The organism is Polaribacter sp. Hel1_85 (assembly GCF_000766795.1).
In the GTDB taxonomy this organism is placed as follows: Bacteria; Bacteroidota; Bacteroidia; order Flavobacteriales; family Flavobacteriaceae; genus Polaribacter.
In genome coordinates this window covers 102,971-128,543 of sequence record NZ_JPDS01000001.1, presented here as the reverse complement: position 1 = coordinate 128,543, position 25,573 = coordinate 102,971, and the positions used below count along the sequence as shown (strand labels likewise).

Annotated in this window: 26 protein-coding genes and 1 other RNA gene; 8 read left to right on the top strand and 19 right to left on the bottom strand. The window is 28.8% G+C overall.

Annotated features, from left to right (window positions below):
* Positions 1–51 precede the first annotated feature (51 nt).
* The 3 genes from fsa to ffs all read right to left on the bottom strand — a co-directional run bounded on the left by fsa (position 52) and on the right by ffs (position 1,892).
* Positions 52–705, bottom strand: coding sequence for a fructose-6-phosphate aldolase (fsa, locus tag PHEL85_RS00635; RefSeq protein ID WP_036819749.1), 654 nt, complete (start codon positions 703–705; stop codon positions 52–54).
* 200 nt (positions 706–905) lie between these two features.
* Positions 906–1,709: an SDR family oxidoreductase gene (locus PHEL85_RS00630; protein ID WP_036819744.1), complete on the bottom strand. Its 804-nt coding sequence runs from the start codon at positions 1,707–1,709 to the stop codon at positions 906–908.
* Positions 1,710–1,793: 84 nt separating this feature from the next.
* Positions 1,794–1,892, bottom strand: an RNA gene (gene ffs / locus PHEL85_RS17540) — signal recognition particle sRNA small type.
* A gap of 178 nt (positions 1,893–2,070) precedes the next feature.
* Between ffs and PHEL85_RS00625 the strand changes: the two genes are divergently transcribed.
* From PHEL85_RS00625 to PHEL85_RS00610, 4 genes are all read left to right on the top strand, one after another.
* Positions 2,071–2,592: a DUF4199 domain-containing protein gene (locus PHEL85_RS00625; RefSeq protein ID WP_036819743.1), complete on the top strand. Its 522-nt coding sequence runs from the start codon at positions 2,071–2,073 to the stop codon at positions 2,590–2,592.
* A 101-nt stretch (positions 2,593–2,693) separates the two neighbouring features.
* On the top strand, positions 2,694–3,650 hold the full coding sequence (locus PHEL85_RS00620) for a glycosyltransferase family 2 protein (RefSeq protein WP_036819742.1): 957 nt from the start codon (positions 2,694–2,696) through the stop codon (positions 3,648–3,650).
* Between the two features lie 41 nt (positions 3,651–3,691).
* Positions 3,692–5,407, top strand: coding sequence for a phospho-sugar mutase (locus tag PHEL85_RS00615; protein ID WP_036819738.1), 1,716 nt, complete (start codon positions 3,692–3,694; stop codon positions 5,405–5,407).
* Positions 5,407–7,236 (top strand): ABC transporter ATP-binding protein, encoded by a 1,830-nt coding sequence (locus PHEL85_RS00610; protein ID WP_036819735.1) that lies wholly within the window; start codon positions 5,407–5,409, stop codon positions 7,234–7,236. The genes PHEL85_RS00615 and PHEL85_RS00610 overlap by 1 nt, the downstream gene beginning before the upstream one ends.
* An 81-nt stretch (positions 7,237–7,317) precedes the next feature.
* On the opposite strand, the gene PHEL85_RS00605 is transcribed toward PHEL85_RS00610, so the two are convergent.
* The 5 genes from PHEL85_RS00605 to PHEL85_RS00585 all read right to left on the bottom strand — a co-directional run bounded on the left by PHEL85_RS00605 (position 7,318) and on the right by PHEL85_RS00585 (position 12,187).
* Positions 7,318–8,730, bottom strand: a complete 1,413-nt coding sequence (locus PHEL85_RS00605) for a CCA tRNA nucleotidyltransferase (RefSeq protein ID WP_036819732.1) — start codon at positions 8,728–8,730, stop codon at positions 7,318–7,320.
* Between the two features lie 144 nt (positions 8,731–8,874).
* Positions 8,875–9,912, bottom strand: a complete 1,038-nt coding sequence (locus PHEL85_RS00600; RefSeq protein WP_036819729.1) for a CDP-glycerol--glycerophosphate glycerophosphotransferase — start codon at positions 9,910–9,912, stop codon at positions 8,875–8,877.
* A gap of 2 nt (positions 9,913–9,914) precedes the next feature.
* A complete protein-coding gene (locus PHEL85_RS00595) occupies positions 9,915–10,595 on the bottom strand; it encodes an NTP transferase domain-containing protein (RefSeq protein ID WP_036819727.1) in 681 nt (226 codons plus the stop codon).
* A gap of 14 nt (positions 10,596–10,609) precedes the next feature.
* On the bottom strand, positions 10,610–11,359 hold the full coding sequence (locus PHEL85_RS00590; RefSeq protein ID WP_036819725.1) for a glycosyltransferase family 2 protein: 750 nt from the start codon (positions 11,357–11,359) through the stop codon (positions 10,610–10,612).
* 12 nt (positions 11,360–11,371) lie between these two features.
* Complete coding sequence (locus PHEL85_RS00585) at positions 11,372–12,187, bottom strand: 2,3,4,5-tetrahydropyridine-2,6-dicarboxylate N-succinyltransferase (protein ID WP_036819722.1); 816 nt, start codon at positions 12,185–12,187, stop codon at positions 11,372–11,374.
* A gap of 210 nt (positions 12,188–12,397) precedes the next feature.
* On the opposite strand from PHEL85_RS00585, the gene ruvX reads away from it, so the two are divergent.
* The 4 genes from ruvX to mazG all read left to right on the top strand — a co-directional run bounded on the left by ruvX (position 12,398) and on the right by mazG (position 14,759).
* Entirely contained in the window at positions 12,398–12,808 is a 411-nt protein-coding gene (gene ruvX / locus PHEL85_RS00580; protein WP_036819719.1) for a Holliday junction resolvase RuvX, read from the top strand.
* Between the two features lie 132 nt (positions 12,809–12,940).
* The gene (def, locus tag PHEL85_RS00575; protein WP_036819716.1) at positions 12,941–13,531 is read left to right on the top strand and encodes a peptide deformylase; all 591 of its coding nucleotides are present in this window, start codon (positions 12,941–12,943) and stop codon (positions 13,529–13,531) included.
* A gap of 26 nt (positions 13,532–13,557) precedes the next feature.
* Positions 13,558–13,980: a DUF5606 domain-containing protein gene (locus tag PHEL85_RS00570; protein ID WP_036819713.1), complete on the top strand. Its 423-nt coding sequence runs from the start codon at positions 13,558–13,560 to the stop codon at positions 13,978–13,980.
* A complete protein-coding gene (mazG, locus tag PHEL85_RS00565) occupies positions 13,980–14,759 on the top strand; it encodes a nucleoside triphosphate pyrophosphohydrolase (protein ID WP_036819710.1) in 780 nt (259 codons plus the stop codon). Before PHEL85_RS00570 ends, mazG begins: the two co-directional genes overlap by 1 nt.
* A 153-nt stretch (positions 14,760–14,912) precedes the next feature.
* Here the strand turns inward: mazG and PHEL85_RS00560 are convergent, their stop codons facing one another.
* The 11 genes from PHEL85_RS00560 to PHEL85_RS00510 all read right to left on the bottom strand — a co-directional run bounded on the left by PHEL85_RS00560 (position 14,913) and on the right by PHEL85_RS00510 (position 25,383).
* Positions 14,913–15,875: a glycosyltransferase gene (locus PHEL85_RS00560; protein ID WP_036819708.1), complete on the bottom strand. Its 963-nt coding sequence runs from the start codon at positions 15,873–15,875 to the stop codon at positions 14,913–14,915.
* Between the two features lie 249 nt (positions 15,876–16,124).
* Positions 16,125–16,931: an enoyl-ACP reductase gene (locus PHEL85_RS00555; protein ID WP_036819705.1), complete on the bottom strand. Its 807-nt coding sequence runs from the start codon at positions 16,929–16,931 to the stop codon at positions 16,125–16,127.
* Between the two features lie 91 nt (positions 16,932–17,022).
* Entirely contained in the window at positions 17,023–18,675 is a 1,653-nt protein-coding gene (gene recN, locus PHEL85_RS00550; protein ID WP_036819702.1) for a DNA repair protein RecN, read from the bottom strand.
* Positions 18,676–18,747: 72 nt separating this feature from the next.
* Entirely contained in the window at positions 18,748–19,638 is an 891-nt protein-coding gene (locus PHEL85_RS00545; protein ID WP_036819699.1) for a DUF4835 family protein, read from the bottom strand.
* An 82-nt stretch (positions 19,639–19,720) separates the two neighbouring features.
* Positions 19,721–20,932, bottom strand: coding sequence for a bifunctional phosphopantothenoylcysteine decarboxylase/phosphopantothenate--cysteine ligase CoaBC (gene coaBC / locus PHEL85_RS00540; protein WP_036819696.1), 1,212 nt, complete (start codon positions 20,930–20,932; stop codon positions 19,721–19,723).
* Positions 20,932–21,252, bottom strand: coding sequence for a DNA-directed RNA polymerase subunit omega (locus tag PHEL85_RS00535; RefSeq protein ID WP_036819693.1), 321 nt, complete (start codon positions 21,250–21,252; stop codon positions 20,932–20,934). The genes coaBC and PHEL85_RS00535 overlap by 1 nt, the downstream gene beginning before the upstream one ends.
* A 9-nt stretch (positions 21,253–21,261) precedes the next feature.
* Positions 21,262–22,125: an outer membrane protein assembly factor BamD gene (locus PHEL85_RS00530; RefSeq protein ID WP_036819690.1), complete on the bottom strand. Its 864-nt coding sequence runs from the start codon at positions 22,123–22,125 to the stop codon at positions 21,262–21,264.
* A 120-nt stretch (positions 22,126–22,245) separates the two neighbouring features.
* The gene (locus PHEL85_RS00525) at positions 22,246–22,755 is read right to left on the bottom strand and encodes a ferritin (RefSeq protein ID WP_036819687.1); all 510 of its coding nucleotides are present in this window, start codon (positions 22,753–22,755) and stop codon (positions 22,246–22,248) included.
* 6 nt (positions 22,756–22,761) lie between these two features.
* Positions 22,762–23,640 (bottom strand): 4-hydroxy-tetrahydrodipicolinate synthase, encoded by an 879-nt coding sequence (gene dapA, locus PHEL85_RS00520; protein WP_036819685.1) that lies wholly within the window; start codon positions 23,638–23,640, stop codon positions 22,762–22,764.
* 99 nt (positions 23,641–23,739) lie between these two features.
* The gene (locus PHEL85_RS00515) at positions 23,740–24,261 is read right to left on the bottom strand and encodes a DUF6913 domain-containing protein (protein WP_036819682.1); all 522 of its coding nucleotides are present in this window, start codon (positions 24,259–24,261) and stop codon (positions 23,740–23,742) included.
* A 33-nt stretch (positions 24,262–24,294) separates the two neighbouring features.
* A complete protein-coding gene (locus PHEL85_RS00510) occupies positions 24,295–25,383 on the bottom strand; it encodes an esterase-like activity of phytase family protein (protein ID WP_036819679.1) in 1,089 nt (362 codons plus the stop codon).
* Positions 25,384–25,573: the final 190 nt, after the last annotated feature.

Sequence of the window (25,573 nt, the reverse complement as noted above, 5' to 3'; positions counted from 1 at the left end):
TTAATACCAATATCGCAACAGTTTTTCCCCTTTGGGGAATTAAAGGGGCTTCTAGTTTCCTTTTTGGTAATCTGCTAAAAATTTAGCCAAACCACTATCTGTTAAAGGATGTTTTAATAATCCTTCAATTGCACTTAAAGGTCCAGTCATAACGTCCGATCCTAATTTTGCACAATTCACAATATGCATTGTATTTCTTACAGATGCAGCTAAAATTTGAGTTTCAAATTTATAGTTATCAAAAACAAGTCTAATTTCAGAAATTAAGTTCATTCCGTCTGTAGAAATATCATCTAAACGTCCTAAAAAAGGAGAAACATACGTTGCTCCTGCTTTTGCTGCCAATAAAGCCTGACCAACAGAAAACACCAACGTTACGTTTGTTTTAATTCCTTTAGAAGAAAAGTATTTACATGCTTTTACACCGTCTTTTATCATTGGTAATTTTACCACAATTTGAGGATTTAAAGCAGCCAATGCTTCACCTTCTTTAACCATTCCATCAAAATCTGTAGAAATTACTTCTGCAGAAACATCACCATCTACCAACTCACAAATTTCTTTGTAATGGTTAATAATATTAGCTTCACCAGTAATTCCTTCTTTAGCCATTAAAGATGGGTTTGTAGTTACACCGTCTAAAATTCCTAAAGCTTGCGCTTCTTTAATTTGCTCTAAATTTGCAGTATCGATAAAAAATTTCATTTGTATTTATTTAATTGTAATTGTTATGTTTTGGGCGTTTTAACGGGCTTTACGCACTCGCTTTTTGTTCATTCTTCACAAAAGAGCTCAAACAAATGCTCCAATCCCTAACGCAAAGATAGTTACTTGCTTATAAAGTTTATAAGTGAAATAAAACTATTTTTTACCACTTATAAACAAAGAAATAAAAAATGTTAAGACTATAATTTATAATGATTCATCAAAATCTTCTCATACGTTCTATCTGGTAAAATACGTTTTAAAACGATTGAGAATTTTTCCATAAACCCACCTACTTTATAATGAATTTTAGGTTTTTTAGAATTTATAATTTTATAAACCGCTTTTGCCATTTCTAAAGGATCCATTCCACCATCTACATGCGCATCCATTAAATCTAAATTCATTTGATAATTATCTTTATAAGCAGAATTCTCAAAAACTGGTGTATGATATCTTCCTGCAGCAATATTTGTTGCAAAATCACCTGGAGCAACGTTTACAACGTTAATCCCAAAAGGTTTTACTTCCATACTTGTTGCTTCTGTAATGGTTTCTAAAGCTCCTTTTGTGGCAGAATACAATCCCCTGAAAGGTAAACCCATATAACCTGCAATAGAAGTTACATTTATAATTGTACCCGATTTTTGTTTACGCATTTGCGGTAAAGCAGCTTTCATTACATCAATTGCACCAAAAACATTCGTATTAAAAACAGCACGCATTTCATCAGTTGGTGTATCTTCAATAGGACCTGTAATTCCCATTCCTGCATTATTTAACAAAACATCTAATCTTCCTTCTTTTTTTATGATCAAATCGATAGCACTATTAATCGTATCAACTTTTAATACATCCAATGCAATTAGTTCAAAAGAAAAATCTGCTGTGTTTTTAGGGTTTCTACTTGTTCCATAAACTTTATATCCTTTTTCTGATAAAAAAGTAGCAATCGATTTTCCTATTCCAGAGGAAGCTCCAGTAATTAATACAACTTTAGACATAATATGTTTTATTTTAAAAGTTGTAAAGTTAAAAAGTTAAAATGGAAAAAGGCAAATTTCTAGAACGAAACTTTAGCGCATAAAAAATGGCAAGCTACCTACATCACACTGCTACAACCTAATACCTTTGCTGCGTTCCCGCCCTGGAGGATTCAAAGGGAGCTAGTTGTGTAGGACTTGCCGCTGCAAATTTACAATAGATTTTTATTTAAACAATTAAAAAAAGTATTATTTTTATGTAACAATTTCAACAACTTGAATACTAATGTATTGTTATGATAGTCTATAATCTTTTTCGAAAAATAAAAACTATCAAAAATGAAATCAATATATTTGTATAACTAACTAAATTATTAGAATAATGGAAAATCAAGCAAGTAGTAAAAGTATTATCTTAAATTACGGTTTATACCTAGGTGTTATTGGTATAATTGTTCACTTAGCTCTTTTTGCTTCAGGGAGTTTAATCGAATTACAATGGGTTAACAGTCTTGCTAGTTTTATTGCTATGATTGCTCTTATTATAATTGGTATTAAAAAATTTAAGGAAGCAAATGGTGGTTTTATCTCTTGGGGACAAGGTGTTAAAATAGGAATGGGAATTACCATGATTAGTGCAGTAATAGCTATTGTGTATACATTAATTTTTATGAATTATATTGACCCAACTTATCAACAACAAGCTATGGAAGTACAGCAAACTGCTTGGTTAGATTCTGGTATGACTGAAGAACAAATAGAAGGTGCTACAGAAATGGCTAATAAATTTCAAACTCCTGGAATTTTATCAGCAATGATTTTAGCAATGTCTGCTTTCTTAGGATTTGTAATATCTGCAATTATTGCTGCTGTTATGAAAAAGTCTGAAGAGGAAAACTATTAAGTTCTTATAAAAGTTAATTAGTTAATAAAGTTTTAAAGCTATTACAAAAATTGTTTTGAAACCAGTTAACTTTACAACTTTAAACTTTGTAACTACAAAATATGGATATTTCGGTAGTAATACCACTTCTTAACGAAGATGAATCTTTAAAAGAATTATACGATTGGATTGCAAAAGTTATGCAATCCAATCGTTATTTATATGAAATTATTTTTATTGATGATGGTAGCACAGATAATTCTTGGAAAGTTATAGAAGAGTTATCTGAACACAATACCGAAGTAAAAGGAATTCGATTTCAAAAAAACTACGGAAAATCTCAAGCATTAGATGCTGGTTTTGAATTAGCACAAGGTCGCGTTGTTATTACTATGGATGCTGATTTACAAGATAATCCAGAAGAAATCCCAGATTTATTTAGTTTAATTATTGATGAAGATTTCGATTTGATTTCTGGCTGGAAAAAGAAACGTTATGATAATGTTATTACTAAAAACATTCCATCCAAACTATTTAATGCTGCAGCAAGAAAAACTTCAGGATTAAAATTACACGATTTTAATTGCGGATTAAAAGCCTATAAAAATGAAGTAATTAAATCTGTAAAAGTTAGTGGAGAAATGCACAGATACATTCCTGTTTTAGCAAAAAACGAAGGTTTTACTAAAATTGGTGAAAAAGTAGTGCAACATCAGGCAAGAAAATACGGAGAAACTAAATTTGGAATGGATCGTTTTATAAACGGTTTTTTAGATTTAATTACCATTTCGTTTTTATCAAAATTTGGTAAAAGACCCATGCACATTTTCGGGCTTTGGGGAACATTAATGTTTCTTTTTGGAATAACATCAGCATTTTATATTGGAGCCTACAAACTATACAAAGTTTTTAATGGCATCAAAACAATATTAGTAACAGATAATCCTTGGTTTTTTATAGCCCTAACTTCTATGATTTTAGGAACTCTTCTATTTTTAGCCGGTTTTATTGGAGAACTCATAATAAAAACAAAAAGTAACGAAAAACACTATACCATTAAAGAAAAACTCAATTTCTAAATAGTATATTTGTTTTTTTTATAAACACAATCTTAGATTCTATGAAAGATATTTTAGACAAAGCAAAACAATGGCTAACATCAACTTTTGATGCTGAAACTCAAACAGAAATTCAAGAATTAATTTCTAATAACCCAGATGCATTAGCAGACAGGTTTTACAAAGACATGGAATTTGGTACTGGTGGAATGCGTGGAGTTATGGGGGCAGGAACTAATAGAATAAACAAATATACATTAGGTAGAGCTACTCAAGGTTTGTCTAATTACTTAATAGAAAACGTAAAAAAAGAACAACTAAGTGTTGTAATTGCTTACGACTGTAGACACAATAGTAAAAAATTCGCTAAAGTAGTAGCAGATGTTTTATCTGCAAATAATATAAAAGTATATCTTTTTGAAGATTTACGCGCAACACCAGAGTTGTCTTTTGCTGTTCGTCATTTAGGTTGTGATGCTGGTATAGTATTAACAGCTTCTCATAATCCGCCAGAATATAATGGTTACAAAGTATATTGGGCAGATGGAGGACAAATTGTTCCTCCTCATGATGGTGGAATTATTGCAAAAGTAAATGCTTTAGATTTTTCAGAAATTAATTTCAATGCAAAAGAAGATTTAATTGAAGTTATTGGTAAAGATGTTGATGACGCCTTTATTGATGGTTCTGTTAAAAACGGTTGTTTATCTGATAAAATTAATCGTAATGATTTAAAAATTGTTTTTACTTCTTTACATGGAACATCTATTGTTTCTGTGCCAGATGCATTAGCAAAAGCAGGATATTCTGATGTTCATATTGTTGAAGAACAAAGAGCTCCAAATGGTGATTTCCCAACAGTAAAATCTCCAAATCCAGAAGAGCCAGAAGCTTTAAAAATGGCAACTGATTTAGCAAACAAATTAGGCGCTGATATTGTAATTGGTACGGATCCTGATTGTGATAGATTAGGTGTTGCTGTAAGAGATTTAGATGGAAACATGAAATTGATGAATGGTAACCAAACAATGGTTGTTATGACTGAATTCTTACTAAAAAAATGGAAAGAAGAAGGTAAAATAAACGGCAATCAGTTTGTAGGTTCTACAATTGTTTCGACAGAATTAGTAAATAAAGCTGCAGCAAGTTATGGTGTAGCTACCAAAGTTGGTTTAACTGGTTTTAAATGGATTGCTAAAATGATTAGAGATCATGAATCTATGGATTTTATTGGTGGTGGTGAAGAAAGTTTTGGTTACATGATTGGTGATTTTGTAAGAGATAAAGATGCAGTTACAGCAACTCTTTTAGCTTGTGAAGTTGCTGCTTATGCAAAACAAAGTGGAAGTTCTTTCTATGAAGAATTACTAAACATCTATATTAGAAATAACTTTTATAAAGAACATTTAATTTCTATTGTAAAGAAAGGAATGAATGGTGCTGCAGAAATTCAGCAAATGTTGAGTGATATGCGTAATAACCCATTAACTGAAATTGATGGAGAAAAAGTAGAAACACTTTCAGACTATCAAGCTTCAACAAGAAAAAACTTAATAACTGGTGAAGTAACAAACATTGATTTACCAAAATCTAATGTGTTAATTTATCAAACTGAAACAGGAACAAGAATTGCTGCAAGACCAAGTGGTACAGAACCTAAAATTAAATTTTACTTTAGTGTAAATACTACATTAGACTCTGCAAAAAACGCTATTAATGTTGAAGTTGCATTAGATGCAAAAATTCAAAGAATCATTAAAGAGATGAAATTGAATTAATGAATCATTTCAAAGACATTTTAAAATATGAAAAGAAGTATAGAAAATTCACAATACTAAATATTGTATTTAACATTTTCTATGCTCTTTTTAATGTTTTATCTGTTTTAGCTTTTATACCTGTTTTAGGTATTCTTTTTGGTACTGACAAAAAGATTACAACCAAACCTACTTATGAAGGAATCACAAAAATTGGAAGTTATTTAAAAGATAATTTTTATCATTTTATATCTGAAAAAATAGAAAATGAAGGAGAAATAAATACTTTGCTATTCATCTGTTTATTGGCTCTTTCTTTATTTTTCTTGAAAAACTTATTTAGATATTTAGCCTCATATGTTATCACGTTTTTAAGGACGGGGATTGTTAAAGATTTACGTGACAAACTATATAACAAAATAGTAGAATTGCCAATATCTTACTTTACTGAAAAAAGAAAAGGAGATATTATTGCTAGAATGACAGCAGATGTACAAGAAGTAGAAGTTTCAATTTTAACATCTATAGAAACTATTGTTAGAGAACCATTAACAGTTATTATTGCCATTGCAATTATGCTTTTTATGAGCCTAAAACTAACGTTATTTGTTTTTATTTTACTTCCTGTTTCTGGTTTTATTATTTCATCAATCAGCAAAAAATTAAAAGCAAAATCTGCAAAGGCACAAAAAGAAACAGGAACTTTTCTATCCTTTATAGAAGAAACTCTAACCGGTTTAAGGGTTATAAAAGGATTTAATTCAGAAAAAATTATTGAGAGTAAATTCAATAATTCTACAACTACTTTTCGAAACTTAATGACAAGTGTTTTTCATAGACAAACCTTAGCATCTCCAATGAGTGAGTTTTTAGGTTCTGCAACAATTATTGCCATTCTTTGGTATGGAGGAACAGAAGTTTTATCTAAAACAAGTGCTTTACAACCAGATGAATTCTTTGGTTACATTGTATTGTTTTACACAGTTTTAAATCCAATAAAATTAATTACAACATCCTATTATAACATTCAAAAAGGAGAAGCATCTGCAGAAAGAATTATGCAAGTTTTAAATACTGAAAACAGTATTAAAGACAAACCAAATGCCATTATTAAACAAAGTTTTGAAAATGAAATTGTATTTAAAAATATTTCTTTTAAATATAAAAAAGATTATGTTTTAAAAGACTTTTCTTTATCAGTTAAAAAAGGAGAAACTGTTGCTTTAGTTGGACAATCTGGAAGTGGAAAATCTACCTTAGCAAATCTAATTACGCGTTTTTACGATGTCAATAAAGGAGAAGTTTTAATTGATGGTGAAAATATTAAAAATATCACTAAAAAATCTTTAAGAGATTTAATGGGGATTGTAACTCAAGATTCTATTCTTTTTAATGATACTATTGCAAATAACATAAAACTCGGAACAGAAAACGCTACAGATGAAGCTATTTTTGAAGCTTCTGAAATTGCAAATGCGAATGAGTTTATCCAAAATTTACCAGAAAAATTTAACACCAATATTGGTGATAGTGGAAACACACTTTCTGGGGGGCAAAAACAACGTTTATCTATTGCTAGAGCTGTTTTAAAGAATCCTCCAATTATGATTTTAGATGAAGCTACTTCTGCTTTAGATACAGAATCTGAACAATTGGTACAAACTGCATTAGAAAAAATGATGCAAAACAGAACTTCTTTAGTAATTGCTCACAGATTATCTACCATACAAAAAGCAGATAAGATTGTGGTTATGAAAAAAGGGAAGATTGTAGAGCAAGGAAAACATGAAGAATTATTAGCTAAAAAAGGAGAATACTTTAAGTTAGTTACAATGCAATCTTTAAGTTAAAAGAATATATCTTTCAAAAAAAAGACCAGTACTTTAAAAGTATTGGTCTTTTTTATGTTTATAATTAAGTGCTAAAGATGATTAATCAATTTTCAAGCCTAATGACTTTCCTTTTTCAATCATAAAGTTATAAGAAGCTTTATGTTCATTTGGAATTTCACCCTCTAAAATAGCTTCTTTAATAGCTTCTTTTATTTGCCCAATTTCTCTACAAGGTTTTAAATTAAAAGCTTTCATAATTTCTTCTCCTGTAACTGGTGGTTGAAAATTACGTACTTTATCTCTTTCTTCTACTTCTTTAATTTTAGTTCTTACTAAATTAAAATTTTGATGATAACGTTTAAATTTCTTTGGGTTTTTTGTAGTAATATCTGCTTCACATAAAGTCATTAAAGAATTAATATCATCTCCAGCATCAAAAACCAAACGTCTTACAGCTGAGTCTGTAACCTCACTTGCCAAAACAATTGGACGCGAACTTAACAACACCATTTTTTGAACAAACTTCATTTTATTGTTCATTGGCATTTTCAATCTCTTGAATAATTTATACACCATTTTAGAACCTACAAATTCGTGCGCATGAAAAGTCCAACCAACTTTTTTACTAAACTTTTTCGTAGGTGCCTTACCAATATCATGTAACAAAGCCGCCCAACGTAACCAAACATCATTTGTATATTCAGAAATATTATCTACTACCTCTAATGAATGATAAAAATTGTCTTTATGTTTTTGCCCTTCTACTTCCTCTACTCCTTTTAAAGCTATTAATTCGGGTAAAATTTGTTTTAGCAATCTTGTTCTTTCTAATAATAAAAAACCAATAGAAGGTTTTGGAGCTTCTAAAATTTTGTTTAGTTCAACAACAATTCTTTCTCTTGTAATAATTTTTAATCGATACGCATTTCTAGAAATTGCTTCTAAAGATTCATCATCAATTTTAAAATTTAATTGTGTTGTAAAACGAATAGCGCGCATCATTCTTAAAGGATCATCAGAATAAGTTATATCTGGATTCAGTGGTGTTTTAATCACCTTATTCTCCAAATCTTTAATTCCGTTAAAAGGATCTAATAATTCTCCAAAATTATCTTCATTTAAACTTAAAGCTAAAGCATTTATGGTTAAATCTCTTCTATTTTGATCATCTTGTAAAGTTCCTTCTGTAACTTCAGGATTTCTACTATCTTCAGAATACGATTCCTTTCTAGCTCCAACAAACTCAATTTCTATGTCTTTATATCGTAACATTGCTGTTCCGTAGGTTTTAAAAACCTGTACTTTTGGTTTGTTTGGCAACAATTTAGAAACTTGTTGAGCTAACTCAATTCCACTTCCAACTGATACTACATCTATATCTTTAGAGGTTCCTCTTTTTAAGAAAAAATCACGTACAAATCCACCAATTACATAACTATCCATTTGTAATTGTTTTGATGCTTTAGATATTACACTAAATATTTCTGAAGAAATTGCTTCTGTATATTTCATAATTTTAAAAGTGACGCAAATTTATTGTTTTCTATCCTTTTAAACTTAAAATTTATAAAAGAAAAATTTAATAAGTTTATGCTTGATGAAAAACTAGTAAGTCGTCCAGTTGAAAATTATTATTTCTGTAGAAAAAATTTAAATTTAATGGTTTCCAAAAAGCTTATTCATTTTATATCTTCTAAGCCAAGGAATTTTTCTTCTTTCAGGAATTCCATGCTTTTCGATATAATCTTCTACAGCATCAACCATTCTTTCTGCAGATTTACCATCATTATATGGATGATAATCATTGAAAATTTCTAATCTCTGATTCTTAAAAGGATCTTTTAATAGATTAATTTCTACCTTTTCAGAAAGTTTATCATACGTTAAAGAATTATCCCATTTAAAAATTTTAGAATTATTCTTATAAGTAATAACAGGTTTATCTAACAATAAAAATTCATACACTACAGACGATGTATCAGAAATCATTAAATCAGAAATTAAAAGATATTTAATAATATTTCTTTCTTCAATAAATAAAATATTGCTATTTCTTTCAGCTATTTTCTTGTATTTATTAATTAAGTCTTTCGACATTAAATCATGAAACTTAATAACTATTAAATAGTTTTTATTTGTAGCTAAATCTTCAAGTTCATTTTGTAAAAAAGGAGCACAAGTTAATGATGGTGAGAAAGTTGGGGCAAACAATATTATTTTTTTTGCCTTGTATTTTTCTTTAAGTTGCTGAGCATTTGAATCAAATTTATGCAATTGTTTTCCATAAATATCTAGTTTAGGCCAACCAGTTTCTACAACTTTAAAGTCTTTAAATTTATTTTTTAATTGATTAAATTTTTTAGTAAAAAAAGGACCTTGAGTTAGATATAAATCAAAATATTTTCTGATTCTAAAATGACCTTTTTTTTCACCTGCAAAACCATGAAATGTTTGAACCTTAACACCTCTCAAAAAATGAGGAGCTTCAATACCAGGCACAAAAAGTGTATCACTTTTAAATTCTATAATTTCTCGAATATTAGAAGTTACATATTCATCTTTAAAAGGAAATTTTTCAATTACTTCTTTTCTTGCAAACCAAATATACTCATAGTTTCTTTCTTTTAAAACCTGCTTTATAGGTTCTAAAATTCCAAAAGAATAAGGGTTCATACAGAAAAGAACTGTTTTCATACTTACATTAATTTATTAGCATTTTCTAGATCTTCTTTAAAATCGATTTCTATACAATTATATTTAGAAATATCTATAACTTTAAGTTTCAAATCATCTTGACTAATTGCATTTTCTAAGCCTTTTTCAAAATAATCATTATCATCACAAATCTCTAAATGTTTTATAAAAATATTCAAATCTTTTGAAGAAATAAAATTAATACCAACAGCTTCACCTAAAGCATTTTTTACTTCTTTAGATAATTTATTTACAAAACCATCTTTTAGAGTGTATTTTACTTCTTCTTCTGCTACATTTTGAGTATTTACAGAAATAAAAGAATTTTTATTATTAATATCTTCAATTAATAAAGACAACAATCTTTCATCAAAGACAACATCTCCATTAAACCATAAAACTGATTTACCTTTATGTTTTTTTAAAGCCTGTAATAAACTCTTAGAAGTATTTGTTCTATCAAAAAAAGGATTATATACATAATTAACTTCTGGAAACTTTTCCATAATTAAATCCTTTTTAAAACCAACAACAGTAGTAACATCATTAATATCAAAATACTTAGTGATATTATACAATTGTTTTTCCATTATACTTTTACCATCTTTTAATGGTGTTAATGGTTTAGGAAACGGATTTCCTAATCTTGAACCAATACCTGCCGCTAAAATAATTATTTTCATTATTTTTTATCTTATTATCTTATTCCTCTATTTAACAACCACAATTTAATATATCTAGTTAACACACCATAAGCTTGTGTTTTTGCAACTAAAAAACCAGTAAAACCATCTAAAAACCCAAGGCGTATTATATAATGAATAAAAAATCTTGCTGTTGGCTTTACCATTACATGATAAATATTTACTTTTTTCCCTTTTTCATGTAGTTCACTTGCTTTTATTGCAGCATAATGATTCATCTTAGATATATAATGGTCATAATTTCTGTAAGAAAAATGATCTATCTTATTCTTAAAAAAGCCTAATTTACCTTTAGTGACTATTTTTTCATGAACTAGACCACTGTATTTACAATATTCTTTTAAAAATAAACGAATTACTTTATCTCTCTGAAAACCACTATAATCAACTCGTTTTCCACAGAAATAAAAAGTTCTTCTTACATAAAAACCTACAAAATCCTTTGGATCTTTAAGAGCTTCTATAATTTCTTTTTCAACTTTTGGGGTAACTCTTTCATCAGCATCTAAAAGATAAATCCAATCATTTTCAGCTTGATTAATAGCAAAGTTTTTCTGAGAAGAAAAATCATCAAACTTTCGTTTGATGATTTTTACGTTTAGCTTTTCAGCTATTTCTAAAGTTTTATCTGTACTAAATGAATCAATAACAATAATTTCATCTGCAAAACTTACTGATTTTATAGCATCAGCAATATGAATTTCTTCATTTAAAGTAGGTATAATTGCAGTAATTTTTGTCATAGATTATTATTCTTAAACGGCTACATCATACTCACGTAAAGCGTCGTTAAGAGATGTTTTTTTGTTGGTGCTTTCTTTTCTTTTTCCGATAATTAATGCACAAGGTACATTGTACTCTCCCGCAGCAAATTTCTTAGTATAACTTCCAGGAATTACTACAGATCTTGCAGGTACTCTTCCTTTCATTTCTACTGGCTCATCACCTGTTACATCTATAATTTTTGTACTCATTGTAAGTACAACATTTGCTCCAAGAACAGCTTCTTTTTCTACTCTAACACCTTCTACAACTATACATCTAGAACCTATAAAAGCACCATCTTCTATAATAACAGGTGCAGCTTGTAATGGTTCTAAAACACCTCCAATACCAACACCTCCAGAAAGGTGAACATTTTTACCAATTTGTGCACAAGAACCCACTGTAGCCCAAGTATCAACCATGGTACCCTCATCTACATAAGCACCAATATTTACATAACTTGGCATTAAAATAGTTCCAGGAGAGATATAAGATCCGTGTCTTGCAACTGCATTTGGCACAACTCTAATTCCTCTTTCTGCAAAATTTTTCTTTAATGGAATTTTATCATGATATTCAAAAATACCAGCTTCTAAAGTTTCCATTTTCTGAATAGGAAAGTACAAAACAACTGCTTTTTTCACCCATTCATTTACTTGCCAACCACCATCAACTGGTTCTGCAACTCTTAACTTTCCGTCATCTAATAAATCAACAACTTTTCTAATGGTATTAATCGTATTTTGTTCTTTTAACAAATCACGATTATCCCATGCTGACTCTATAATTTTTCTAATATCTTCCATTTTAAAATTTACTTTTTACAAATATAAATCTATCTGTAAAAACCTGAGGCGAATATACATTTTTTAAACATATTATCCATCTTTGTTTAAATTCTAAAAATATTATTTTAACATAACACAGACACATTCTTACAACTAGTTGATAATATTTAAGTTATTACTTTATTATTAAGTTTTAACAGTTATTTTTGCAAAATAAATTAATATGTTTTGGGTAGAATTCTCGCCATAGATTTTGGTAAAAAAAGAACAGGAATTGCAGTAACTGATGAACTTAAGATTATTGCCTCTGGCTTAACAACAGTAAATACTGATGATTTAATTTCTTTCTTAAAAGAGTATACTTCTAAAAATAAAGTAGAACTTTTTTTAGTAGGAAAACCAAAACAGATGAACAATACTGATAGTGAAAGTGAAGCCTTGATACTTCCGTTTCTAAAAAAGCTTGAAAAACAAATTCCTCAAATTCCTTTATTAAGAATTGATGAACGCTTTACTTCTAAAATGGCTTTTCAAACAATGATTGATGGTGGTTTAAACAAAAAACAACGTAGAAATAAGGCTTTGGTTGATGAAATTAGCGCAACTATTATTTTACAATCTTATTTATATAATAAGTAACTACACCTTACTTGAAAGAAGTTTGAAAAGTTAAAACAATTTTAAAAAAAATCTCATATAAAAATTCGTAATTCAAAAATTCGTAATTCGTAAATCTTAATTGTACTTTTGCAAAGCTAAAAAAATAAAGAAATGATATTACCAATTGTAGCTTATGGAGATCCTGTTTTACGTAAAGTAGGAACTGAAATTGATGCAGATTACCCTAATTTAGAAAAATTGATTTCTAATATGAAAGAAACGATGTACAATGCTTCTGGTGTAGGTTTAGCTGCACCACAGATTGGCAAAGCAATTCGTTTGTTTATTATTGACGCATCTCCTTTTGCTGAAGATGAAGATTTATCTGAAAAAGATAGAGAGGCTTTAAAAAACTTCAATAAAGTTTTTATAAATGCTAAAATCACAAAAGAAGAAGGTGAAGAATGGGTATTTAACGAAGGGTGTTTAAGCATTCCTGATATTAGAGAAGATGTTTTTCGTCAACCAAAAATTACGATTGAGTATCAAGATGAAGAATTTAAAACGCATACTGAAACATTAGATGGTTTAGCTGCAAGGGTTTTTCAACATGAATATGATCATATTGATGGAATTTTGTTTACAGATAAACTTTCAACATTGAAAAAAAGGTTGATAAAAAAGAAATTAGAAAATATTTCTAAAGGGAAAATTAATGCAGATTATAGAATGCGTTTCCCAAATGCAAAAAAAGGTAAATAGTCTAAAAAAGACATAAAAATATATACATGGAATTTAGTAAAATTATAGCCGTTACAGGTAAACCAGGATTATTTGAAGTAATCTCTCAATCTAAAAATGCAGTAATTGCAGAATCTTTATTAGACAACAAACGTTTAGCAATCAATGCTACTCAAAACGTAAGTTTACTAGAAAACATTGCCATTTACACGTATGAAGAAGATGTGCCTTTACTAAACATCTTTACTGCAATGTTTGAAAAAACAGAAGGAAAAGAAGCTTTATCTCATAAAGAAAGTAGTAAAAAATTAACAGCTTTTTTTGCTGAAGTTTTACCTGAATATGATGAAGAAAGAGTGTATGCTTCAAACATTAAAAAAGTAATTCAGTGGTTTAATGCTTTAGTAAAAGCGGGAATGGATTTTTCTAAAGTTGAAGAAGCTACAGAAGAAACTGAAGCAGAAGCGTAATGAATTCTAGAAAAGATCAGTTAGCCGCTTTTAATAGATTGTTAGATATTATGGACGATCTTCGAGAGAAGTGTCCTTGGGATAAAAAACAAACTTTAGAAAGTTTACGTCATCTTACTATTGAAGAAACGTACGAATTGGCTGATGCAATTCTAGACAATGATTTACCAGAAATAAAAAAAGAATTAGGCGATGTGCTTTTGCACATCGTTTTTTATTCTAAAATTGGAAGCGAACAAAAAGCTTTTGATATTGCTGATGTTGCCAATGCAATTTCTGACAAATTGATAGACAGACATCCACATATTTATGGAGATGTTATTGCAGAAAGTGAAGAAGAAGTAAAACGTAATTGGGAACAACTGAAATTAAAAGAAGGAAACAAATCTGTCTTAGAAGGTGTTCCTAAAAGTTTACCTGCTGTTGTTAAAGCAAGTAGAATTCAAGAAAAAGTTGCTGGAGTTGGTTTTGACTGGGGAAAACCAGAGCAAGTTTGGGAAAAAGTACAAGAAGAACTTAGCGAATTAAACGAAGAAATTAAAGCTGGAAATAAAGAAAATACCGAAAAAGAATTTGGTGATGTTTTATTTTCTATGATTAATTATGCTCGTTTTATTGATGTAAACCCAGAAAATGCTTTAGAGAAAACGAATAAAAAATTTATTAATCGCTTTCAATATTTAGAACAAGCTGCAAAAAAAGAAGGCAAAGAACTTGCTGATATGTCCTTAACTGAAATGGATGTTTATTGGGAAAAATCTAAAGAATTCTTTAAATAACACTAACTTTTCAACTTGTCATTTCGAACATTACTTTAATAAAAATAATTTTTTATTGAAAGTAGCTTGTGAAGCAAATAGTGAGGTTAAGAAATCTTATTACTTTTTTTTAAATTTCTCCACAAGGTAGAAATAACAGCAAATTATAAAGTTTTACTTTTTTTTCTTCGGATAAAACTTAGATTCTAAAAAACCTAAACCATAGCCTAAAAACTGGGTTAAAGATGTAAACATACTTAAAAACGCTACATAAACATTCTTGTTTTGAAACAAGGAATCTATAAATATGAGCAAGAAATAAAATAAGTAGAAATACAGTAATTGATTATAGCCAAAAACCGCTAAAATAATTGCAAAATCAATTCCTATAATAAACAAAGAAGGAAACCAATATGTAGGTTTTGCTGTTTCTGGATATTTTTTATTTAAAATTGGTCTTGCAGTTCCGAAACCAAAAGTTTGTTTAAAAAACTGTTGAATTGTACTTCTTCTTTTATGATACACAAAAGCTTTTTCTATCAGTTGTGTTTCACATCCGTTTTCCCAAAGACGAAAAGTTAAATCGATATCTTCTCCATTTTTCATTTTAGAAAAACCTTGTGTTTTTTCAAAAGCAGTTTTAGACAAACCTAAATTGAAACTTCTTGGTTGAAATTTACCGACAGCTTGTTTTTTACCTCTAATTCCGCCTGTTGTTAACACAGAAGTCATAGAATAATTAATTGCTTTCTGTAAAGCTGTAAAACTAGCATGTGCAGCATCTGGACCACCAAAAGCATCTGTAAAATTATTTTCTAAGGCTTTATTTACTTCTGATAAATATTGATTTGGTACAATGACATCTGAATCTAAAATGATAAAATAATTTCCTGAAGCTTTTTGCATTCCGAAATTACGGCTTGCTCCTGCTCCACTATTTTCTTTAAAAAAGTATTTTAAATCGAGTTGACTTTTATATTTCTCTACAATTTTTTCTGAAGAAACATCTGATCCATCTTCTATAATTAAAACTTCGAAATTGTTAGTATAATCTTGTTTTGTAAGACTTTCTAACAACTCGTCAATTTCATTTGGACGATTGTAAACTGGGACAATTATGCTAAAAAGTAGTTTCAAAGTTCTAAAGTTTCAAAGTTTCAAAGTTCTTGGTTTTGAAACTATATTGTAAAAGTAAATAATTAAAAATACATTATTGGTTTTTTAATATTTCTAAAAGTTGGCAAACAAGTTTAGCCCTGATTGAGCGGTTTGTTTGAGCTCTTTTTTAGTTGTCAGTTCGAGTGAATTTGCTTTTTTAGCAAATTTGTATCGAGAACAAAACTAAAAAAAGCGAGTAGCGAAAGCAGGAAATAGCTTCAAATAAAACTACTCAAACTTTTCCATAACCGCTGTACTTACGCCCATATTTGAGAATCCGCCATCATGAAATAGGTTTTGTAAAGTAACTTTCTTGGTTAAATCCGAGAACAAAGTAATTGTATAATCTGCACATTCTAAAGCAGATGCATTACCTAAAGGACTCATTTTTTCTGAATAATTGATAAATCCGTCAAAACCTTTTACACCATTTCCTGCAGTTGTGGCTGTTGGAGATTGCGAAATTGTGTTGACACGAACTTTATGATCTCTACCAAAAAAGTAACCAAAACTACGTGCAATTGACTCTAAATATGCCTTATTATCTGCCATATCATTGTAATCTGGAAAGACTCTTTGGGCAGCCATATACGTTAAAGCAACAATAGAACCCCACTCTTTCATGGCGTTTTTATGATACAAAACATTTAATAATTTATGAAACGAAACTGCAGAAACATCCCAACCTTTTTTTGTGTAATCGTAGTTTGGATCTGTGTAAGGATTCTTTTTTCTAACATTTACAGACATCCCGATTGAATGCAAGACAAAATCTATTTTTCCGCCAAGAATCTCCATAGATTTTTCTATTAAGTTTTCTAAATCCTCTACAGAAGTTGCATCTGCAGGAATTATTTGAGAACTAGTTTTTTTAGCTAAATCATCTAAATTACCCATTCTTATAGATGCAGGTGCGTTTGTTAACACAAACTCTGCTCCTTCTTCATGCGCTCTTTCTGCAGTTTTCCAAGCAATAGAATTCTCGTTTAAAGCACCAAAAATAATTCCTTTTTTTCCTTTTAGTAAATTGTACATGATTTGGTTGTTCCTTTTTAGTTATTAGTGAAAAGTTTGTGGATGGATATTCTAAGAATAGTTCTCGACTGCGCTCGAACTGACATTAAAATTAGTTCAGTAATTGTTTTGCGTGAGTTAATGCTGAATCTGAAATGTCTTTACCACTTAACATTTCTGCAATTTCTTGTATTCTTTCCTCTTTCGATAAAAGCTTTAAATTAGTGGTAGTTACTCCTTTAATTTCTTTTTTATAAACCTTATAATGGTTTACTCCTTTTGCTGCAATTTGTGGTAAATGTGTTATTGCAATTACTTGCATATTACTACTCATTTGCTGCATAATAGCTGCAATTTTATTTGAAACTTCTCCAGAAACTCCTGTGTCTATTTCATCGAAAATAATGGTTGGTAATTGTGTGTTTTCTGATAAAATAGTTTTTACAGACAACATAATTCTAGACAATTCTCCACCTGAAGCCACTTTTTTTAATTCACCAAAACTACCTCCTTTATTTGCAGAAAAAAGGAATTCTAATTCGTCTTTTCCGTTATTGAAATAGTTTTTAGTTGGTTTTATTTTAATTGAAAAACGTGCGTTTTCCATTCCTAAATCGGTTAATAAAACTTGTAATTGCTTATTTAATTTAGGTATTGTTTTGGTTCTTGCATTTGAAATTAAATCGGCAACTTTATCTAACTTTACAGCAACATCATCAATTTGTTTTTGTTTTGCATTAATAAATTCGTCTGCAGATTCTACTTGACCAACTTTTTCTGAAAGTTCTTCAAAAACATTTATTAACTCTGCATTATTACTTACAGAATGTTTCTTCTGTAAATTATACAAAAGTTGTAATCTGTCATTGATTTCTTCAGCTTCATTAGGATTAAAATCTACATTTTCATTTGCATTTTCTAATTCAGAAACAACATCATCTATTTCTATTTTTACGGATGTAATTCTTGCTGATATTTCTTGGTATTCTTTAGAAAACGTTGCAATTTTAGACAATCTATTTTCTAAGGTATTTAGTAAATTCTGAATTCCGATTTCTTCATTAATCGTAATTTCTAAAGATTCAGATAAATTCAGTTTTATATCTTCTATATTATTTAATTTCTCTAATTTTTCTTCTAATTCATCTTGCTCTTCAGCCTTAATTTTAGCTTCTTCTAACTCTTTAAAAAGATGCGAATTATATTCATACTGTTGGTTTGCTTCTTTCTTTTGTTCTTCTAATAAACTAAGCTCTTTTTTTAATTTATTTAACTGAATAAAACCTCTTTTATAAGAAGCAATTCTTGCTGAGTTTTTTGCTAAAGCATCTAAAATTGAAAATTGAAAATTGTTATCAGACAATTGCATTGTTTGATGTTGAGAATGCACATCAATCAATTTTGTTCTTAATTGGTTTAAAACCGACAACGTAACAGGAGTATCGTTTACAAATGCTCTTGATTTTCCTGAAGGAAGAATTTCTCTTCTAATTATAGTTTCTGCTTCGTAATCTAAATCTACTTCATTAAAGAAATCTTCTAAATTGTAATTTGAAATTGCCACTTTTGCTTCTACAATACATTTTGTAGAAGTATCTTTTAAAGAAGATAAATCTGCTCTGTTACCTAAAACTAAACCTAAAGCGCCTAAAAGAATCGATTTCCCTGCACCAGTTTCACCAGTAATAATAGAAAGTCCTGAAGAAAAATCAATAGATAAATGATTGATTAAAGCGTAATTATTAATGGTAAGTTGTGCTAACAAGTTCTCTGAATTTTAAAAAATAAAATTAGTGAAAAATGAATGAAGTTTAAAGAATAAAAAGAAATTAAAGTTCTATTTAATATTCTTCCACTTAGAATTGTTGTTAGGAGATATTTTTCTAACAACCGTTGTTAATTTATTTTGATTTCTTGTATTAGGTCCATCTGCATATATATTTACAATTTCATCTGCTTTTGCATCGAAAAACAAACGAATTAAATAATTACCAACTGTTTTATTATAGATCTTTTCTAAAGAAATTACAGCGTCTTCAATTTTTTGTTTTGCTGATCCTTTATTCTTAGAAAAATTATCTAAACCATTTCTATGATAATTATAAGTTGCAGTTCTATATGATGTTAATTTTGGCGATAAAAAATTATCTATCAATAAAAAACGGTTTTGCTTACCAACCACATTTTGCCATGAAGACAAACCACTTTGTTGTGCTTGCAACATTACATTCTGTGCTTCTTTTAAATAAGGCTCTCCTCCGTTCTTTTTAAAAGTATCTGCATCTGCACCTAAAATTATATTTACATAAAATACAATGGTAGAAACTAAATTACTATCAAATGAGTTTTTATTATAAATTAAAGGGTCGAACTCATTGTATTTAAAATTAAACTCGTTGTCTTTTAAGTTTAATACAGGAGATGCATAAGAAGAACCAAAAACAGGTCTTGTAGATTGAACTTGTAAAGTAGCTTTAAAAGTATTTGCGTCTCTAGAAGTTACAATTATTGTAAAAGCACAATCTATTCTTTCTTCTGCTTTTACCTGTTTATTTGTCCATTTTGTTTGATTTACAAACTCTGACAATGATCTTTCTAACGTTTTAAAAACCTGAGTATTTGAGCCTTGAACCTGATTGTAATTTACAGTCACTAAGCAATTCAATTCTTGTGATTTCATCACAGAAGCAGAAAAGAATAATAGAAAAATAATTAAAATTTTTTGCACTTATTTTGTTTTAAATGTCTGGTCGAGCGCAGTCGAGACCTAACTTTAAACCTCTCGACTGCGCTCGAGGAGAAAAACAATATTAAGAAATCTTATTTACAATTTCGTTCATGATATCTTTAGCAACTTCTACTTTAGATTTTAACTGAAAAGATTTCTCTTTCAAATCTTTATCAATAATAGTAATTTTATTTGTGTCTGTTGCAAAACCAGCACCTTTATCTTGTAAAGAATTTAATACAATTGCATCTAAGTTCTTTCTTTCTAACTTACTTTTTGCATTTGCTAACTCATTATTGGTTTCTAAAGCAAAACCAACTAAAAATTGATTCTCTTTTATTTTACCTAAAGAAGCTAAAATATCTTTTGTTGGTGTTAACTCTATCTCTAACGAAGAATCTTTCTTTTTTATTTTCTGAGTTGCTGCATTTTTTGGTTTATAATCTGCAACAGCAGCAGAAAGAATTGCAATATCTACACCTTTAAAATAAGTATGCGCCGCATTATACATTTCTTCTGCAGAAACTACATCAATTCTATGAACTAAAGAATGTTTTATTTGTTGATGACTTGGACCAGAAATTAAATAAACTTCTGCTCCTAAATTAGCTGCTGCTTTTGCAATTGCAAATCCCATTTTTCCAGAAGAATGATTTCCGATAAAACGAACAGGGTCAATTGCTTCATAAGTAGGGCCAGCAGTTAATAAAAGCTTTTTTCCTTTTAAAGGTAACTTAGATAAAATATCCTTTTCTATAAATGATACAATATCTTCTGGTTCTGCCATTCTTCCTTCACCTACTAAACCACTTGCTAACTCTCCAGAAGTTGCAGGAATAATTGTGTTTCCAAATGATGCTAATTTGTCTAAGCTTTCTTTTGTTGATGGATGAATATACATATCTAAATCCATAGCCGGAGCAAAATATATTGGACATTTTGCAGATAAATAAGTTGCTAACAACAAATTATCGCAAATTCCATTTGCCATTTTAGACATTGTATTTGCTGTTGCAGGAACAACAACCATATAATCTGCCCAAAGACCAAAATCTACGTGATTGTTCCACAATTCATTTTCTTCATCTTCTTTATCGTAAAAAGTTGAATGAACTGGATTCTTAGAAAGTGTGGAAAGTGTGAGAGGTGTTATAAAATCTTTAGACGCAGGAGTCATAATTACTTTGACTTCTGCGCCTGATTTTATAAATAGACGAACTAAACTAGCCGTTTTATAAGCGGCAATTCCTGCAGTAATTCCTAAAAGAACTTTTTTACCACTTAAAATAGACATTATTCAGTTTCTGGAGTTCTAAAATATACTTTGTCATTTAACCATTCTTCAAGAGCAATTGCTGTTGGTTTTGGTAATCTTTCATAAAATTTAGAAACTTCAATTTGTTCTTTATTTTCAAAAACTTCTTCTAAACTATCGTTATAAGTAGCAAACTCTTCTAATTTATCAACCAATTCTTTCTTTAAGTCTCCGTTAATTTGATTTGCTCTTTTAGCAATAATAGAAATAGCCTCATAAATGTTTTCTGTAGGAGCTTCTATTTCATTCTTATTATAAGTAATAGTACTTAATGCTGCCTTAGTATCTTTATAATCCATAATTAGTTATTATTTCTTTTTTGAGTTTTGAAATTCTTTTTGTTTAGCAATTAAATCTTCTGCCGTTTTATTTTCTACATTTAAAGTAACTAACATTTTATTAGCCTCTTCCATAAATTTAGATTCCGGAAAGTTTCTTTTTAACTTTTCATAAGCTTCAATTGCATCTTTTGCACGTTCTGGTTTTCTTCTAACTGTACTTTTTAAAACAAAATCATGTGCTGCTTTTAATCTATAATAATATGCTTCTTCTTTAAATTCTGAACCTAAATAATCTGATAACAGATTATCAAAAGCTTGTATTGCTGCTTTATAGTTTCTTAAGTCGTAATCTGCTGTTCTATAATATGTTTTAGCAATTTCGAAATATTTTTTTTGAAGCTTATATCTTAACTCTTTATAATGCGTATTTGCTTCTTCAATTTTATCTGAATCTGGATATTCATTAATAAAACTTTGAAAAGATTCTAAAGCCTTATTTGTATCTGTAGGATCTAAACTAAAACGTGGAGAAGCTAATTTGTAACTATAAGCTGATAAAAAAGCTGCTTCTTCTTTTTTTGAACTTTTAGGATAATTTTTTGCAAAACGATCAAAGTAATAACCAGAAATACTATAATTTTTCTCGTTAAAATTTGATTGTGCCACCATAAACTGAATACGTTCCATTTGTGGTTTACCTCTATAGGTTGGTGTTATTTTCTCGAATAAACGTAAAGCTTTGCCGTACTTTTTTGTTTCGTACATTTTAGTAGCCATTTTATATTGGTCTTCAGATGTACCTTTGTTTAATACTTTTTGATATTCTCCACATGAAAATAAGACAAGTGAAACGATCAATAAATACGCTAAATTTTTAATTTTTTGCATCATGCAAAATTAGTGATTAAATATGGATTAATAAAACGTTTTTTTACACGTTAAATTGTGTCGTGTAATTATCTACAAAAAACGTAAAAAAAGAGATTGGTTGATACTAAAAGTTTGTTAATATTACTCTTGAGTAGGAGCTGCAACAATTAATTGCTTAATATCATTATCAAAAAGATAAAAACCACTCTTATCATCACCTATTAAATTAATTTTATCTAAAATATTTCTGGCTAAAGCTTCCTCTTCTATTTGCTCAGAAACATACCATTGTAAAAAGTTATGAGTAGCATAATCTTTTTCTTGTAAAGAAATATCAACCAAATCATTTATAGATGCAGAAACTGCAACTTCATGATTAAATAATTCTTGAAACAATTCTTTAAATGAATTAAAAGAAACACGAGGCGCTTCTAAAGTAGAAATTATTGCATGTCCTCCTCTTTCATTTATAAACTTCACTAATTTTAACATGTGCATTCTTTCTTCATCAGAATGTGCATACATAAATTGTGAAACCCCTTCAAAACCCTGTGTTTCAGCCCAAGAAGCCATTGCTAAATATGCTTGAGAAGATTGTGCTTCTATAGTTACTTGTTTATTTAAAGCGTCTTGTATTTTTTCTGATAACATAGTGTTTTATTTAAAGTTTGATACAAATTTAGCAATTTTAGTTGTAAGTTCTGTACTTGCTTTTACTAAAGGCAAACGTACATCATTTGTACAAATATTTAATTCTTGTAAAACTGTTTTAATTCCTGCTGGATTATTTTCTTCGAAAATATAATCTATAATATCCATCATTTTATAATGAATATCATACCCTTTTTTATTATTTCCTTGTAAACCGTGATTTATCATCATAGAAAATTCTTTTGGAAATGCTTGACCAATAACAGAAATTACTCCAGAACCACCTGCTAAAGCAACTCCTAAAGCCAAATCATCGTCACCAGAAATTATTAAAAAATCTGCTGGTTTGTCTTTTAATAAAGTATGATATTGTTGTTGGTTGTTTCCAGCTTCTTTAACAGCCACAACATTTTTAAAATCTTTTGCTAAACGTATGGTTGTTGCAGGCTCCATGTTTTTTGCAGTTCTACCAGGAACATTGTACAAAATAATTGGTAAATTAGTAGTTTCTGCAATTGCTTTAAAATGCTCATAAAATCCTTCTTGTGTTGGTTTACTATAATATGGAGCTACAGAAAGTATACCATCTAAACCGGTAAAATCTCTTGTTTTTAATTCTTCTACAACCAACGCAGTATTGTTACCTCCAACTCCTAAAACTAAAGGCAAACGCCCATTATTAGTTTTAATAATAACATCAATTATTGCCTGTTTTTCTTCTTTGGTAATTGTTGCGCTTTCAGCTGTAGTACCATTGATAACTAAATAATCTGTTCCATTTTCAATATTAAAGTTTACCAATTTAATAAGTGCATCAAAATCTACACTTAAATCTTCATTAAAAGGTGTAATTAAAGCAACTCCAGTTCCAATAAATTTCTGCATTATATAAAGTTTTAAAGGTGTAAAATTACAATTTTAAGATGGAATTAGTTGACTAAAAATTTAAATCTTACTAAGAATAAACAACTTTTATATTAAAGTTTAATTTTTTAGTTTCTTAAGAATTTGAAGATACTTTTTTAATTCTGAAGAAAATTGTTGAACATTTTCTAATTCAGTTGAAATTTCTAGTTCATATAGTTTTGAATTTACTTCAGAAAAACCAGCTTTAAACGTTGCTTTAGATTTTAAAACTGCATGCTCTAAATACAAATGATTTTCATTAAAATAACCAATTAGCAAATCGAAAGGTTGTTCTAAAAAACTTTGAAAAGTTGGTTCTACAAAGTCTCCTTTCCAATTAATGTCTTTTTCAGAAAAATGTTTGTAAGAGATAGCATCTGATTTATCAAATTTCTTATAGCTATATATTTTTGAATTCCTTACTCCAAGAATAGCTTCAACTTTTGATTCTAGCTCTATTTTTGATGAAATTTCTTCTGTTGATAAAATACCAACAGATTGAATTTCTTTTTGAGAAACGGTTCTATTTTCTGACAAATTTGATAAAATCTTATCAAACTTCTTTTTTAATCTTACTTCTTTTAATTTAGATAAATTCATCAATAAAATTACATTACTCTGTAAAAATAAGGATTATTTATTCTTTATTTCTAATAAAACAAACTGATTTAGTTGTTTTCCGTAAGCTTGAAAATTATCATCAGATACCAAAACCAAAGATTGGTTTCCGTTTGCTAATTTTTCTCCAAATGTAATTCCTTCAATATTATCTATTATCCCTCCAGTTAAACGATCTCTTATATCTTCAAAATCAAATACTAATCTTTTTTTAAGTGGTATAAAACTTGTTTCTCTTAAGGATTCTATATCTAAAATATTACTTGTATTTTCATCAACAGAAGCTTCAAATATTCTTATAATATTCCCCAAAGCTCCATAACCACTTTGATACGTTCTCTCAACAATAAGAAAATGATTTTCTTTATATTCCAAAATTGCGGTTAAACCATTTAAATTAGTTCTTCCTTGAGACGGTTTTGTAATATGCTCTAATTGATATGCAAATTGCTTTGTTGCTTTCTTTGCTGCTTTATCAAAATAAGTAATTCTAATTGGTGAAGAAGTTTTTGTAAAAGTAGGCTCTTCTCCATCGCTTAATAAAGGAGATTCCATTGCTACCCAAAAACCTTTATTATTGATACCTTTAGAAGAACCTTCAAAAGCTCCATTATGTTTCAATTTTGCAATTGCATTTGGAATAAAATAATTTGGAATTGTATAATTTTGGACAAAATTACCCAAAGAATCTGTAGTAAATACTGATGGACTTTTACCTTTAATTATTGAACCTTCACTTACAAAATTAACTTCTTGAGTTTCCTTATCAATAAAAATTGATTCTAAATCCAAAAATGTTTCTTTGTAAAAAGCAGTTATTGTATCATTTAAACAAACAACATTCTTAAAATCTATAGATTTAATTTTGTTTTTTTCAATATCAATTTTAGCTTTTACAAACCTTGGATCCCTAGAATCATCAACTACAAAATAATAAAATCCGTTTGAATAATCTACCCCAGAAAGCCCACCTATGACTGAATTATTTATCGTTAGTGAATCTTTTACAATATATTCATCTAAAAAAATTAATTCTGTTTGTGTATTTTTCTTGCAAGAAAATAAAACACTAATAAAAAAGACATAAAAAAGAAAGGTTCTCATTAATAAATATTTTTTATAAAGTTATCTATTCTTTAGAAAAGCATAAGTTAAAAATGTATCTATAGTCCAGAAAAGTGTATGAACTGTTTTAAATTAGAAATAAATCAGAAAAACAATATTTTTACTTAAAATAGATGTATCACAAACATATAGTTCAAAGTTAATTATTAAAGCTGAAAACAAGTAATTT

Excerpts from the sequence above, each read along its gene's own strand:
- fsa (WP_036819749.1), bottom strand. The coding sequence starts at position 705 with ATGAAATTTTTTATCGATACTGCAAATTTAGAGCAAATTAAAGAAGCG.
- PHEL85_RS00630 (WP_036819744.1), bottom strand. The coding sequence starts at position 1,709 with ATGTCTAAAGTTGTATTAATTACTGGAGCTTCCTCTGGAATAGGAAAA.
- PHEL85_RS00625 (WP_036819743.1), top strand. The coding sequence starts at position 2,071 with ATGGAAAATCAAGCAAGTAGTAAAAGTATTATCTTAAATTACGGTTTA.
- PHEL85_RS00620 (WP_036819742.1), top strand. The coding sequence starts at position 2,694 with ATGGATATTTCGGTAGTAATACCACTTCTTAACGAAGATGAATCTTTA.
- PHEL85_RS00615 (WP_036819738.1), top strand. The coding sequence starts at position 3,692 with ATGAAAGATATTTTAGACAAAGCAAAACAATGGCTAACATCAACTTTT.
- PHEL85_RS00610 (WP_036819735.1), top strand. The coding sequence starts at position 5,407 with ATGAATCATTTCAAAGACATTTTAAAATATGAAAAGAAGTATAGAAAA.
- PHEL85_RS00605 (WP_036819732.1), bottom strand. The coding sequence starts at position 8,730 with ATGAAATATACAGAAGCAATTTCTTCAGAAATATTTAGTGTAATATCT.
- PHEL85_RS00600 (WP_036819729.1), bottom strand. The coding sequence starts at position 9,912 with ATGAAAACAGTTCTTTTCTGTATGAACCCTTATTCTTTTGGAATTTTA.
- PHEL85_RS00595 (WP_036819727.1), bottom strand. The coding sequence starts at position 10,595 with ATGAAAATAATTATTTTAGCGGCAGGTATTGGTTCAAGATTAGGAAAT.
- PHEL85_RS00590 (WP_036819725.1), bottom strand. The coding sequence starts at position 11,359 with ATGACAAAAATTACTGCAATTATACCTACTTTAAATGAAGAAATTCAT.
- PHEL85_RS00585 (WP_036819722.1), bottom strand. The coding sequence starts at position 12,187 with ATGGAAGATATTAGAAAAATTATAGAGTCAGCATGGGATAATCGTGAT.
- def (WP_036819716.1), top strand. The coding sequence starts at position 12,941 with ATGATATTACCAATTGTAGCTTATGGAGATCCTGTTTTACGTAAAGTA.
- PHEL85_RS00570 (WP_036819713.1), top strand. The coding sequence starts at position 13,558 with ATGGAATTTAGTAAAATTATAGCCGTTACAGGTAAACCAGGATTATTT.
- mazG (WP_036819710.1), top strand. The coding sequence starts at position 13,980 with ATGAATTCTAGAAAAGATCAGTTAGCCGCTTTTAATAGATTGTTAGAT.
- PHEL85_RS00555 (WP_036819705.1), bottom strand. The coding sequence starts at position 16,931 with ATGTACAATTTACTAAAAGGAAAAAAAGGAATTATTTTTGGTGCTTTA.
- coaBC (WP_036819696.1), bottom strand. The coding sequence starts at position 20,932 with ATGTCTATTTTAAGTGGTAAAAAAGTTCTTTTAGGAATTACTGCAGGA.
- PHEL85_RS00535 (WP_036819693.1), bottom strand. The coding sequence starts at position 21,252 with ATGGATTATAAAGATACTAAGGCAGCATTAAGTACTATTACTTATAAT.
- PHEL85_RS00530 (WP_036819690.1), bottom strand. The coding sequence starts at position 22,125 with ATGATGCAAAAAATTAAAAATTTAGCGTATTTATTGATCGTTTCACTT.
- PHEL85_RS00525 (WP_036819687.1), bottom strand. The coding sequence starts at position 22,755 with ATGTTATCAGAAAAAATACAAGACGCTTTAAATAAACAAGTAACTATA.
- dapA (WP_036819685.1), bottom strand. The coding sequence starts at position 23,640 with ATGCAGAAATTTATTGGAACTGGAGTTGCTTTAATTACACCTTTTAAT.
- PHEL85_RS00515 (WP_036819682.1), bottom strand. The coding sequence starts at position 24,261 with ATGAATTTATCTAAATTAAAAGAAGTAAGATTAAAAAAGAAGTTTGAT.
- PHEL85_RS00510 (WP_036819679.1), bottom strand. The coding sequence starts at position 25,383 with ATGAGAACCTTTCTTTTTTATGTCTTTTTTATTAGTGTTTTATTTTCT.